This is a genomic window from Acinetobacter sp. 1000160 (genome assembly GCF_000588715.1).
GTDB lineage: Bacteria > Pseudomonadota > Gammaproteobacteria > Pseudomonadales > Moraxellaceae > Acinetobacter > Acinetobacter courvalinii.
Genome location: NZ_JFWP02000009.1, coordinates 1 through 11,478, shown reverse-complemented (window position 1 = coordinate 11,478; position 11,478 = coordinate 1). Strand labels below are relative to the sequence as shown.

At 45.1% G+C, this 11,478-nt stretch carries 14 protein-coding genes, 4 tRNA genes and 1 riboswitch; of the genes, 5 read left to right on the top strand and 13 right to left on the bottom strand.

Annotation, left to right across the window (positions count from 1 at the left end; translation table 11 throughout):
- Positions 1-46 precede the first annotated feature (46 nt).
- Together acpP and lysM are read left to right on the top strand one after the other, a co-directional pair.
- Positions 47-283, top strand: coding sequence for an acyl carrier protein (acpP, locus tag J699_RS03385; RefSeq protein ID WP_005229018.1), 237 nt, complete (start codon positions 47-49; stop codon positions 281-283).
- Positions 284-486: 203 nt separating this feature from the next.
- Positions 487-960, top strand: coding sequence for a peptidoglycan-binding protein LysM (lysM, locus tag J699_RS03390; RefSeq protein ID WP_005229019.1), 474 nt, complete (start codon positions 487-489; stop codon positions 958-960).
- 79 nt (positions 961-1,039) lie between these two features.
- On the opposite strand, the gene J699_RS03395 is transcribed toward lysM, so the two are convergent.
- Positions 1,040-1,807: a hydroxymethylpyrimidine/phosphomethylpyrimidine kinase gene (locus J699_RS03395; RefSeq protein WP_009507133.1), complete on the bottom strand. Its 768-nt coding sequence runs from the start codon at positions 1,805-1,807 to the stop codon at positions 1,040-1,042.
- 93 nt (positions 1,808-1,900) lie between these two features.
- Between J699_RS03395 and J699_RS03400 the strand changes: the two genes are divergently transcribed.
- Complete coding sequence (locus tag J699_RS03400; protein WP_005283890.1) at positions 1,901-2,575, top strand: HAD family hydrolase; 675 nt, start codon at positions 1,901-1,903, stop codon at positions 2,573-2,575.
- 49 nt (positions 2,576-2,624) lie between these two features.
- On the opposite strand, the gene ribB is transcribed toward J699_RS03400, so the two are convergent.
- Positions 2,625-3,284 carry a 3,4-dihydroxy-2-butanone-4-phosphate synthase gene (ribB, locus tag J699_RS03405; RefSeq protein ID WP_004804956.1) on the bottom strand — a complete coding sequence of 220 codons (660 nt, stop codon included), beginning with the start codon at positions 3,282-3,284 and terminating at the stop codon, positions 2,625-2,627.
- Between the two features lie 97 nt (positions 3,285-3,381).
- Positions 3,382-3,539, bottom strand: a riboswitch (FMN riboswitch).
- 187 nt (positions 3,540-3,726) lie between these two features.
- On the opposite strand from ribB, the gene J699_RS03410 reads away from it, so the two are divergent.
- Entirely contained in the window at positions 3,727-3,942 is a 216-nt protein-coding gene (locus tag J699_RS03410) for a hypothetical protein (RefSeq protein ID WP_032867934.1), read from the top strand.
- A gap of 11 nt (positions 3,943-3,953) precedes the next feature.
- On the top strand, positions 3,954-5,144 hold the full coding sequence (locus J699_RS03415; protein WP_032867933.1) for a hypothetical protein: 1,191 nt from the start codon (positions 3,954-3,956) through the stop codon (positions 5,142-5,144).
- A gap of 2 nt (positions 5,145-5,146) precedes the next feature.
- On the opposite strand, the gene J699_RS03420 is transcribed toward J699_RS03415, so the two are convergent.
- From J699_RS03420 to lolB, 11 genes are all read right to left on the bottom strand, one after another.
- Positions 5,147-6,937 carry a patatin-like phospholipase family protein gene (locus J699_RS03420; RefSeq protein WP_032867932.1) on the bottom strand — a complete coding sequence of 597 codons (1,791 nt, stop codon included), beginning with the start codon at positions 6,935-6,937 and terminating at the stop codon, positions 5,147-5,149.
- Between the two features lie 196 nt (positions 6,938-7,133).
- Entirely contained in the window at positions 7,134-7,514 is a 381-nt protein-coding gene (gene panD, locus J699_RS03425; protein WP_004655255.1) for an aspartate 1-decarboxylase, read from the bottom strand.
- A gap of 139 nt (positions 7,515-7,653) precedes the next feature.
- Complete coding sequence (gene pth / locus J699_RS03430; RefSeq protein ID WP_005229025.1) at positions 7,654-8,235, bottom strand: aminoacyl-tRNA hydrolase; 582 nt, start codon at positions 8,233-8,235, stop codon at positions 7,654-7,656.
- 19 nt (positions 8,236-8,254) lie between these two features.
- On the bottom strand, positions 8,255-8,551 hold the full coding sequence (rplY, locus tag J699_RS03435; RefSeq protein WP_032867930.1) for a 50S ribosomal protein L25: 297 nt from the start codon (positions 8,549-8,551) through the stop codon (positions 8,255-8,257).
- A 98-nt stretch (positions 8,552-8,649) separates the two neighbouring features.
- Positions 8,650-9,603, bottom strand: coding sequence for a ribose-phosphate pyrophosphokinase (locus J699_RS03440; protein WP_004770906.1), 954 nt, complete (start codon positions 9,601-9,603; stop codon positions 8,650-8,652).
- A 100-nt stretch (positions 9,604-9,703) separates the two neighbouring features.
- Positions 9,704-9,778, bottom strand: a tRNA-Gln gene (locus J699_RS03445).
- Positions 9,779-9,863: 85 nt separating this feature from the next.
- Positions 9,864-9,938 (bottom strand) — tRNA-Gln (locus J699_RS03450).
- 18 nt (positions 9,939-9,956) lie between these two features.
- Positions 9,957-10,031 (bottom strand) — tRNA-Gln (locus J699_RS03455).
- A gap of 27 nt (positions 10,032-10,058) precedes the next feature.
- Positions 10,059-10,133 (bottom strand) — tRNA-Gln (locus J699_RS0218865).
- A complete protein-coding gene (gene ispE / locus J699_RS03460) occupies positions 10,132-10,965 on the bottom strand; it encodes a 4-(cytidine 5'-diphospho)-2-C-methyl-D-erythritol kinase (RefSeq protein WP_032867928.1) in 834 nt (277 codons plus the stop codon). The genes J699_RS0218865 and ispE overlap by 2 nt, the downstream gene beginning before the upstream one ends.
- Positions 10,966-10,983: 18 nt before the next feature.
- Positions 10,984-11,478: lipoprotein insertase outer membrane protein LolB (gene lolB / locus J699_RS03465; RefSeq protein ID WP_032882956.1), on the bottom strand; the 495-nt coding region annotated here is incomplete at its 5' end.

Sequence of the window (11,478 nt, the reverse complement as noted above, 5' to 3'; positions counted from 1 at the left end):
AAACTAGTGGCAAATTAAAACGCCACAAGCAATGAGGAGAATTCCTGTGAGCGATATCGAACAACGCATCAAACAAGCTGTAGCTGAACAATTAGGTATGCGTGCTGAAGAGATTAAAAACGAAGCATCTTTCATGGATGACTTAGGTGCTGACTCTTTAGATTTGGTTGAACTTGTAATGTCTTTCGAAAACGATTTTGACATCACGATTCCAGATGAAGATTCAAATGAAATCACAACTGTTCAATCTGCAATCGATTACGTAACTAAGAAACTTGCTTAATCAGCTTGCATGATAAAAAAGCCACCGTCAGGTGGCTTTTTTATGGGCTATTGAACAAGAGCAGAAAATATCCTGAGTTTTAGTGGATATACATATATTTACAAGACCGCTTTAAATTGAAACTCGAGTGATTATTTTTTTCGGTATAACTAAAGTAAGTCTATTTTGACGATTTGAGATTAATAATTACAGAGGTAATAACAATGGGTCTTTTTGATTTTGTTAAAGGTATCGGTAAGAAAAATACAGCACCAGCAGAGCCACAAGCTGCGCCAGCAACACCAGCTGAACCATCAGCTCAAGAGATTGCAAATAAGTTATTAGGTTTGATTAAGAGTTTGGGTCTAGGGGTTGAAGGTTTGTCTGTGACCTATAATGGCAGTACAGATACCGCAACAATTAAAGGTCAGGTAAAAAGTCAGGCGGATAAAGAAAAGATCGTATTGGCGGTCGGAAACACAGATCATGTTGCGAAAGTGGATGATCAGATGACTGTGGAAACACCAGAACCAGAAAGTAAATTCTATACCGTGAAATCAGGCGACAACCTGTCGAAGATTTCAAAAGAATATTATGGTGATCCAAACCAGTACAACAAGATTTTTGAAGCGAACCGCCCGTTACTTAAAAATGCCGATGACATTTTCCCGGGACAGGTTTTACGTATTCCACAGTAATCTGATGGAACTAAAAAAGGCGCTTGATGCGCCTTTTTTAATGAAGTTTTTTTGAAAAAACCACCGGTTTCTGCAGCGCTTAAAAGCGTTTTGGAATCTTTTGCCCATTAGGTACAGGGGTTTCTGCCTGTTTCAGTACGCCAAACAACCAGGTTTCGGCATGTTGAACGGCAATTTTTAAAGAATCACCTAGTGCCAAACGTCCTGCAATGAAGCTTGCCAAAGAGCAACCTGAACCGTGATATTGACCTTCTAAGCGTGGACAGCGGCTTTCTGCAAGCATTTTTCCATCTGCATAGAGCACATTGCGGATATGATCAGGCGTATCTTCATGGCCGCCTTTGACCAATACTGCTTTTGCACCCATTTCAAACAGTTTTTGAGTGGCTTGTTCAATATCTTCCAGACCTGTTAAAGCTCTTAATTCAACCGTATTGGGCGTGATTAGCGTCGCTAAAGGAATCAACTCCACGAAGGCTTTGACTAATGTGGCTTGGTCACCCAATGAACCGCCGCTATTTGCGACTAAAACAGGGTCTAGGACATAGAGATAATCTGGATGGGCGCGCAAGAATTCAGCCAGTGCAGCAATATTATCGGTTGTGCCCAGCATGCCTGATTTTACACATTTAATCGGCAAGTCACCGACCACGGCATTGGCCTGTGCAAGGAGCAATTCTTTTGAAGTGGCTTCAAAGCCAAATACTTGTTGTGAGTTTTGGATGGTTAATGCGGTACAGGCAATGGCAGCATGCGCACCACTTTGTCCAATAGCTTCAATATCTGCCTGTAAGCCAGCCCCGCCAGATGGATCTAAACCTGAAAAACAAAGCACGGTCGGACGCACTGCAATTTCCTTTTAGTCTTCAATATACGGTAGTATAGGGAAGTTTCGAGAAACTCTCGACTCTGTTGTGTAAGGCTGCAAGAGATTGAACGAATGACGATCAAAAATATTCTCATTGATTTAGATGGGACGCTGACTGACCCTAAAACAGGAATTCATGGTTCAATTCGTTTTGCTTTGCAAAAGTTAGGTCAACCTTTGACTGATGACGTGGATCTGGACTGGACCATTGGCCCACCCTTAAAAGCTTCTTTGGCAAAATTACTCAATACTCAGGATGATGAACTGGCTGAGCAGGCATTACTGGCTTACCGTGAGCGGTTCTCAGTCACAGGCCTATTCGAAAATGAAGTTTATCCGTCAGTCGCAGAAACACTGCAGCAATTACAGGCGGAAGGTTATCGACTATTTCTCGCTACTGCCAAACCCGTGGTCTTTGCCAAACAAATTTTGGCTCATTTCAAGCTGGATCAATATTTTACCGCCATCTATGGTAGTGAGCTGACCGGTGAGCGGACTAATAAAGCGGACTTGATTGCCTATATTCTTGAGCAAGAACATCTCGATGCCCAGCAATGTATCATGGTGGGGGATCGCCAATATGACATTATGGGTGCGCGTGCCAACGGGATTGAAACCATTGCGGTTAATTATGGTTATGGTCGGGCAGAGGAACTGGCTCAGGCACAGCCGGTAACGCAAATTTCTCAATTTAGCCAGCTGATTGAAACGGTGGCTGAACTGAATGCAGAACGTAAGGTTTCTTAAAATCCAAGCAATAAAAAGCCTCGAAATATCGAGGCTTTTTTATGTCTAATCAGACATTATGTTTTAAGCGGTATTGAACCAGTTCTTCAATGCTAATCACGGTCAAGCCATGGGTCTGTGCATAAGCTAATACTTGAATACCAGACGCCATAGAACCATCCGGGTTGGTCAGTTCACATAATACGCCAGATGGTTTTAAACCTGCCAAACGCGCCAGATCAATCGTACCTTCGGTGTGACCACGACGGGTCAGAACACCGCCTTCGCGTGCACGTAAAGGGAACACATGACCTGGACGGCTTAGATCACTCGCCACAGCCCCATCTTTGGTGGCTGCCAAAACGGTGGTGACGCGGTCTTTGGCCGATACACCTGTGGTTACACCTTGTGCTGCTTCAATGGTCACGGTAAACGCAGTTTTAAACTGGCTTGAGTTATCCACGACCATCGGTGGAAGTTCTAAATGATCTGCCAGTGCTTCAGTCAAACATAGGCATACAATACCTGAACCATCCCGGATCATTTGCGCCATGGTTTCAACAGTCAGTGTTTCGGCAGCAATAATCAGGTCAGCTTCGTTTTCACGGTCAAAGTCATCCATCACCAACACAGGTTTGCCTTGGCGGATATCTTCTAAAGCTTGTTGAATACGTTGTTCAGCAGGGGAAAGGGCTGAGAAGAAAAGTTCGGGTTGAATTAAACTAGACATAATGAAACGCTCTCGTAAATAGGATACGGTTGAACATTTCAGGACTGATGTAAAAAATAAGCGTACACCAAAACAACGCAAAAGCGTGTTTCAGTGGTTTCGTCTTCTTTCATCCGGACTATACCGTCGGCTTTGGCATCTCACCAAATCTGCGAGTATATAAAAATATATACAGGCTCGTGGGCTGGTTAGGTCATTTGATTGTGTTGCCTAACTTACCACCGGTGGGGAATTTCACCCCGCCCTGAAGCGATGTACGTCGATTATAGCCAGATTTTTAAGTGAAAAGGCAACTTTTTATAGAATGTATCGTTCTATAAAAATGAAGAAAACTGCTGAGACTTGACGCTACTTTCTATCATGATCAGTGCAACTGGTAATCCATTTCAATTGAGCATAGACTGAAAAGATAAAACAACAATAATCTGGAGTAGCTTCTATCATGGAAAAGACAGATAAAATCGAGCTGGAACAGCTAGCACAACAATTACATCGGCCTGTCATGAGCCTGAAGGCATTTTCTCAATTAAGCCCGCAGGAGTTGGCCTGGCTCAACCAACAATTACAACATACCCTAGAACATGAAGATCAGAAAATGAATCAGAGTTTGTATCAAACTCCTTTTTTTCTACGTTGGCTGTTCCGAGATAAAGCCTAGGGGGCAAGCTTATGACTCGACTCGCGGTACAGGCAGAGATAATCAAATTGGCGCGTATCTTGAAGGTCACCGAAGCGGAATTAGCCTTTCTGCAGCCTTTGGCGCCAGAAAATTTAAGACAATTCCGTTTTGCGATATTAGAACGATTACAAAATCAGCAGAAAAAACGCTTCCGTTATTTGGCTGCCTGGGTAAGCTGGTTGCCGCGCTGGATCAGTGTTTTTATGGTCAAACACTGCTTAGAGCCGTTTATCGTGGCACAAATTGCCGTGTATTTATCGACAGAAAGTTCTTATCGCATCGTAAAGCATTTACCTGCCAAAACTGTAGCTGCTATCTCAGTGTATCTCGACCCACGCTTGGCAAGAGAATTGTTGGGCTATCTCACCACGCATCAGATTACGGAGATTACCCGAGTTCTACTGGAACAACGTGACTTTGTCACCATGGGGCGTTTCGTCAGTATGCTGTCCGATGCGGTATTACAAGATGTGGCGCAAGTGGTCGAGAGTGAAAGTGACTTGCTGGAAATTGCATTTTTTATTGAGTCACGCGAGCAAATTGACCATCTGGTGCATGTCTTACCGAAACAGCGGATCGAGAAAGCGTTATTGATTATTGGCGATCCGGCACAGCGTCTCATCTGGCCAAAAGTTTTGGCCTTGATGAGTTACATCAGTTATGGGTTGAAGCAGGAGCTGGGTGATCTGGCGGTTCTGCAAGGTGAGCCTGTGATCAATGCGATTATTCAGGCTGCGCAAGAAGATCAGTTGTGGGAAGATATGCTACCGGTGGTGGCTTGCCTGTCAGCACAAGCCCAGCATTTCGTTGCTAATTTGCCGGCCTTAAGACGGGTCGAGATTATCCAGAGTATCGTCGAGGCGGCTGACCGTTGTGATTTATGGACGGATATGCTGGTGATTGTCAATTATATGCAAGATGAGGCCAGAGACGTGGTCGCCTGCGCGATTGCACAAATTGATGAGCAGGTCCTGCACCATATTGCCTATGCTTCGTTGTTGCGTTCCCAGTGGGAAGTGACATTTGATATCATGCGGCGCATGCCCGTTGCAAAGCAGCAGGAGTGCCATCGAATCCTTGATGGCTATATGCAGCAGCTAGATCCTGAAACCTATCAATATTTAGATACATTGCTTGAGCGTTACCAGATTCAGTCCGCTATGACCGGATCGGGAAGCTAAATTCAAGATGAGGGAAGTGTATCCCGAATAGGCAATAGCATTTCGAGCGCATGTTCATATCCGCGTTCGACCAGTTCATCCAGTTTATGCCAGTCAAACATGCCAATTCCTTCAATCGGCATACGAATGTGTAAATTCGCCCGTTCAATCGCTGCACTTTGAATCATGGTATCGCTGGCAAGGGTCGCAGTACGCATCAGGATCTCAGCCAGTCGTGGTGCGTGTAACAGCTTATCTTTGATAATTTTATTCCAGTTGAGCAGGGCACTCTGATCGGGTTCTTCCAGTCCGATACCGGGAACGCGAATATCATCATGCAAGCTGACATTGCTGGCAATAATGGTGCCTCTTTCCAGATTTTGCATGACATCGGTGGGCAGGTTATTGATCACACCGCCATCGCAGAGCAGGTTTTCATGCCAGGCCACAGGGGGTGCAACGCCTGGCACACTCATACTGGTGCCAACCCAGGTGGCAAGTTCCCCCTGATCATGAATGACTGCCTGTCCGGTGGTCAGATTGGTGGAGATACAGTAATAGGTCTGTCTGAGTTCTTCAATCCGCCGTTGCCCAAAGATGGCATGCAGGCGACTATGGAAACGCTGTCCCCGAATCAGGGAAACCCGCGGCATGGTGTAATCATTCAGATAGTTACGTGCCACAAAAGTCTCATAGGCGATATGGGTCATCTCGACACTATCAAAACCACATGCCACCAGCGCCGCAACAAATGCCCCCATACTGGTTCCACCGACAATATCAATCGGGATATGTAGCTGTTCCAGGGCGCGAATCAAACCGATATGCGCGAATCCGCGTGCACCGCCACCACCCAGCACCAACCCGACCCCCTGACTGGAAATCTGACGTGCTACCGCACAGATGTCATTTTGCGCCCAAGGATGGACAAAATAGTGGGCGCGGGCATGATAAAGTTGTTTCCATAATAGGGTATGGGGAGAAGGATCACCTTCGGAACGCAGCAAAACCAGTTCGATCGGACTTTGCCAGTCATGTTGACTGAGCACATGCGAGAGTGGAGTTCGTGTCGGGGTCTGATTGGCTTCTGCCAGAATCAGAATCCGGTCTGCCTGATGTAAACAGCGTTTTGACCATTCATCTTCACTATTATCGGCAGCATACAGGACATAGCAATGTTTTTCTTCCAGGCTGGCAAGCCACTGTCTGAGCTGTAAATCTTCAGCACTATAGTCTAGTGGAGTTTGACTAAAACCAGCCCCAAACAGGGCATCGACATGTGCTGCAGACACCAAGCGAACATGCGGCCAGCGCTGTAAATGTTCAGTCAGTTTTTCTGCCAAATGGGTGGCAGGGATATGGGCTGAGACAGGAATAACAGAGAGCGTTCGGCTACTGCCCATGGCATGACTATGCTGCTGTTCGGATTGCGAGCGATGAATGATCAGCCGGGATAAAGCGAACAGGACTTTGGGGTGCTGATGGATGAAATCCAGAAATTGTTGTTGTGGAATGCCAATGAGAGCAGTGTCCCGAACTGCATTGACTGTGCAATGATGTGGCTGATTGGAAATCACACCGGTTTCGCCAACCAGTTCATGACGGCCATAGTAGGTCAATACTCCCGTTGTGGTGGTGAGCTTGACCCGCCCATAAATCACAATATAAACATGATCGGCAATATCATGGGCACAGTACAGAGTTTGTCCGGTTTGTAGATGACGAATATGGCAAGCGGGAATCAAGCTCTCAAGTGTTGAACCATCCAATTCAGCAAAGAGGCTGACTTTGCTGAGAATATTAAGCATATCCATATTGATCAAATTATCGTTATTGTCTGTTTATTAAACAAAGCTAGGCGATGTTTTTCAAGTCTGTTTGCGTAAAATCAGGCTTGAATTGAAGTAGGATAGCTTTTATGCGAATAGGGGAGGACGGTTTGGGGTGGCAATAAAAAAGCCATGAGCAGCTTCATTCGCGGCACATGGCTTTTTAGGAATCTTTTATGCTTTATGCAATTTGTACCGGAATACAGTTTGCGGTGTGATTCACGGTATTGTCCGGGTTTGCATACACCAGACGTGGTTTGTGAAGATTGGCTTCAACTTCAGTAAAATCACCGAAGGTTGCGATAATCACTAAATCACCCACATCAGCTTGATGGGCTGCGCCACCATTGACTGAGATAATGCCTGAATCGTCTTCACCACGGATTGCATAAGTGGTGAAACGTTTGCCATTCGTAACGTTCCATACGTGGATTTCTTCGTATTCACGAATTCCTGCCAAGTCCATTAATACGCCATCAATTGCACAAGAACCTTCATAATGAAGCTCTGCATGCGTCACAACTGCACGGTGAATTTTACATTTTAATAAACGAGATAGCATGGCTAGCGTCTCCTGAGTAAGACCTAAGATGATTATCTTATGGTTGACTTGTCACGTTTTCCGCGGGCTAGGGGCGGTTTGATGCGCATTTTGCGCCTAAAAATGCAATATGGCAAGCGTGATTGATCAACAATTCAGTTTAAGCGGGTTTGTAAGCATTAATTTGATTCATTGCCTGTGATACTTGTCCGTCAACAAGCATTTTCACTTTCGATAAGGCATGATCAATGGCTGCATCCATTAGAGCTTGTTCACTACTAGGCGCTTTGCCGAGCACATGACCAGAAACACGTTCTTTTGAACCTGGATGTCCAATGCCAATACGTAAGCGATGGAAATTTGCACCGATATGCGGGACGATATCACGAAGACCATTATGTCCGCCGTGTCCGCCACCTGTTTTTAAACGGATGATGCCAGGGTCCATATCCAGTTCATCATGGGCAATTAAAATTGCTTCTGGTGCAACCTGATAAAATTTGGCAAAAGGGACAACACTTTGACCAGAACGGTTCATAAAAGTGGTGGGAAGTAAGAGACGTACGTCGCGACCTTCAATTTGACCACGACCGCTGTATCCATGAAATTTAGGATCAGCTTTTAGGGAAATGCCATAACGGTCTGCAAGCTGTTCAACGAACCAGAAGCCTGCATTATGGCGGGTTTGGGCATATTCCTTTCCAGGATTGCCCAAACCGACAATTAGCGAAATATTTGACACTAATTTACGCCTTTAACACTTATGCGCGTTTGAAGTCAGCGTGCATAGGTGTGTTTTTCGCTGGGTGACGTTGTAACGCTTGGATTTTAACGTTTTCAACTTTGTCACCGATTTTGATTTCGATCACTTCTTCGAAGAAAGCATTGTTTTCTAAAGCTTTAACGATTTCGCGAAGCTCTAAAGTGATTGCTACAGGCTCAGCGCTACCACCGTAGATGATTGCTGGAATTTGTGAAGTGTGACGAAGGCGGCGGCTCGAACCTTTCCCTTGTTGTGCGACTTCACGTGCTTGAGCGTTTAATACGAAGTTTGCCATGGGCATATCCTCAATGGAGTTTAATGAACTAAACTTGCGACCAGTTTAGTGATAGAAAAACCCTAGCGAGCTAGGGTTTAAGAAAAAAAGCTGGGCTATTATAGATAACTATCGAACATTGCGCTAATAGATTCTTCGTTGTTAATACGACGAATTGTTTCAGCAACCATGCTCGCAACCGAAACCTGGCGAATTTTGCCGAGGCTCAAGGCTTCATCTGAAAGTGGAATGGTGTCCGTAACAACCAGTTCATCAATCACAGAATTACGAAGGTTATCAATGGCTTTGCCAGATAAAACAGGGTGGGTTGCATAAGCAACAACACGACGAGCACCAAATTGTTTTAGTGCATCGGCAGCTTTGCAAAGCGTACCTGCTGTATCGACCATATCATCAACGATGACACAATCACGATCTTTTACATCACCAATCAAATGCATCACTTGTGATTCATTTGCTTTTTGGCGACGTTTATCAATGATGGCTAAATCGATATCACCCATTTGCTTGGCAACAGCACGGGCACGAACAACACCACCAACGTCAGGTGAAACCACCACGAGGTTATGATGTTGTTGTTGACGTAAGTCAGCCAATAGCGCTGGCGTACCGTAAATGTTGTCAACCGGGATATCAAAGAAGCCTTGAATTTGGTCTGCGTGTAAGTCAATCATGACTACACGGTCAATACCTACAGTTGTCAGCATGTCTGCAACAACTTTGGCAGTGATCGGTACACGTGCAGAACGTGGACGACGATCCTGACGGGCATAACCGAAGTAAGGAATGACGGCAGTGATACGACCAGCACTTGCGCGACGCAAAGCATCAGCCATCACCAAGATTTCCATCAGGTTATCATTGGTTGGGGCACAAGTAGATTGGACGATAAAAACGTCTTTACCACGAACATTTTCAGTAATTTCAACTGAAATTTCCCCATCAGAGAACTTACTTACAGAAGCAGCACCGAGTGGGATATGTAAATGGCTTACGACTTTTTGGGCGAACTGTGGATGAGCACTTCCACTAAAAACGACAAGATTGGGCATGAAGCACCTGAGCGAGGGTTAAGCGAAGCTATGCTTCGACCGAGCGCAAGGGAAAAATTTTTAATTTTTCCAACGGGTAATTTGGAAACAATCTATTATATGGCAGGGGCGGCTGGATTCGAACCAACGGATGCCGAGATCAAAACCCGGTGCCTTACCACTTGGCGACGCCCCTAATGCGGCAGAACTTTAATCGTTTTATAGGACAATGTCAATATATTTGAGCAAATATCGATACAAAACAAGTCTGTCTAAAGATATGGCAGGGGCGGCTGGATTCGAACCAACGGATGCCGAGATCAAAACCCGGTGCCTTACCACTTGGCGACGCCCCTAAATTCGATGATATGTAATGGCAGGGGCGGCTGGATTCGAACCAACGGATGCCGAGATCAAAACCCGGTGCCTTACCACTTGGCGACGCCCCTATTACATATACATCTACAGGTGAAAATTGGCAGGGGCGGCTGGATTCGAACCAACGGATGCCGAGATCAAAACCCGGTGCCTTACCACTTGGCGACGCCCCTAACGTGTAACTGAGAAATGTCTTAACGGAGACTCTACTAAACTGTTGACCAAGTAAGATTTACAAGGCGAGTTTTGCAAAATTTGCGCTGTATCCATTTCACCGGTTACTTCAATAAAAACACAAGCACCTGTACCTGTAAGCTTTGCTCGACCAAACTGATCTAAATACTGCATTGCTTCTTCTACTTCAGGGTATAACTGTCGAGCCAGAGGTTCAAAGTTATTTCCAAAATTAGAAGGTTCTATCTGATAGGCGCAAAATTTAGTGATCTTAGAGTCTCTTGTCAATGTTTTTTGCGAAAAAAGCTGTTGAGTGCTGATAAAACAGTCAGGTTTCAGGATTATGAATTTTTTTTGAGCTAAGTCTATGAATGATAAATGTTCACCGATGCCTTCAGCCCAAGCATTGCGGCCAAAAACAAAGATCGGAACATCCGCACCCAGCTGTACACCATAGTCGGCGAGTTGTTGCTCGTTTAAGCCACATTGCCAGAGCTGGTTCAGCACAATCAGGGTGGTCGCGGCATTGGACGAACCACCACCCAGCCCAGCACCCATCGGAATATTTTTTTCAATCCGGATATTCAGCCCACATAGTTTTTTGGCATGCGAACGTAAGAGCTGTGCAGCGCGATAGATTAAATTCTGTTCGAGTTGTACTTCTGCCAGACCTTCAATCTGAATATTTTCTTCTGCATGCGGTTCAAAAGTCATCCAGTCGTATAAATCAATCAACTGAAAAATGGTCTGTAATTCATGATAACCATTGTCACGACGACCGGTGATATGCAGAAACAAATTCAGCTTGGCGGGGGAAGGCACTCTAATCATAAAAAATAATCTAAAAAATTATCGGTTTTGAATCACCATTGTAATACGGTTTTCTTTACCGTCTGCAAGAGCTTGCTTCAACAAAAGCTTATTCGGAAGCGTTTGTGCATCGTTATAACTGAAATCTACAGTCCAGCCATCTTCAACTAGCTGTTTAAGACGATTTTGCTCATCTTTACTCACCTGAGCATTCTGGGTTGCGGGTTTGGCTTGTATCCAGTAGGCAAGATGCATAATCGGCGCTTGCCAACCGGTTGCTTTTTCTAGTAATTCTTCTGGTGTTGCGGCCGTAATCAAGCCTGTTTTAGCGCTATTTAAGGTGACTTGACCAGGTTTGCCTTCAATCTGGGTTTTACCTACGCCGAGGATACCGGTCAGCTCAATATCAAACTGATCCTGTTGTTGTACCCATGTAAAAAATGCACTGCCAGATTGTTGCGGTGTGCGGACACCGATTTTGCCTTGCAGGTTAAAATTATTTTCGTCTTGTAGTTGTGGTGAAGCAATCACTTT

Excerpts from the sequence above, each read along its gene's own strand:
- lysM (WP_005229019.1), top strand. The coding sequence starts at position 487 with ATGGGTCTTTTTGATTTTGTTAAAGGTATCGGTAAGAAAAATACAGCA.
- J699_RS03400 (WP_005283890.1), top strand. The coding sequence starts at position 1,901 with ATGACGATCAAAAATATTCTCATTGATTTAGATGGGACGCTGACTGAC.
- ribB (WP_004804956.1), bottom strand. The coding sequence starts at position 3,284 with ATGTCTAGTTTAATTCAACCCGAACTTTTCTTCTCAGCCCTTTCCCCT.
- J699_RS03410 (WP_032867934.1), top strand. The coding sequence starts at position 3,727 with ATGGAAAAGACAGATAAAATCGAGCTGGAACAGCTAGCACAACAATTA.
- J699_RS03415 (WP_032867933.1), top strand. The coding sequence starts at position 3,954 with ATGACTCGACTCGCGGTACAGGCAGAGATAATCAAATTGGCGCGTATC.
- J699_RS03420 (WP_032867932.1), bottom strand. The coding sequence starts at position 6,937 with ATGGATATGCTTAATATTCTCAGCAAAGTCAGCCTCTTTGCTGAATTG.
- panD (WP_004655255.1), bottom strand. The coding sequence starts at position 7,514 with ATGCTATCTCGTTTATTAAAATGTAAAATTCACCGTGCAGTTGTGACG.
- rplY (WP_032867930.1), bottom strand. The coding sequence starts at position 8,551 with ATGGCAAACTTCGTATTAAACGCTCAAGCACGTGAAGTCGCACAACAA.
- J699_RS03440 (WP_004770906.1), bottom strand. The coding sequence starts at position 9,603 with ATGCCCAATCTTGTCGTTTTTAGTGGAAGTGCTCATCCACAGTTCGCC.
- ispE (WP_032867928.1), bottom strand. The coding sequence starts at position 10,965 with ATGATTAGAGTGCCTTCCCCCGCCAAGCTGAATTTGTTTCTGCATATC.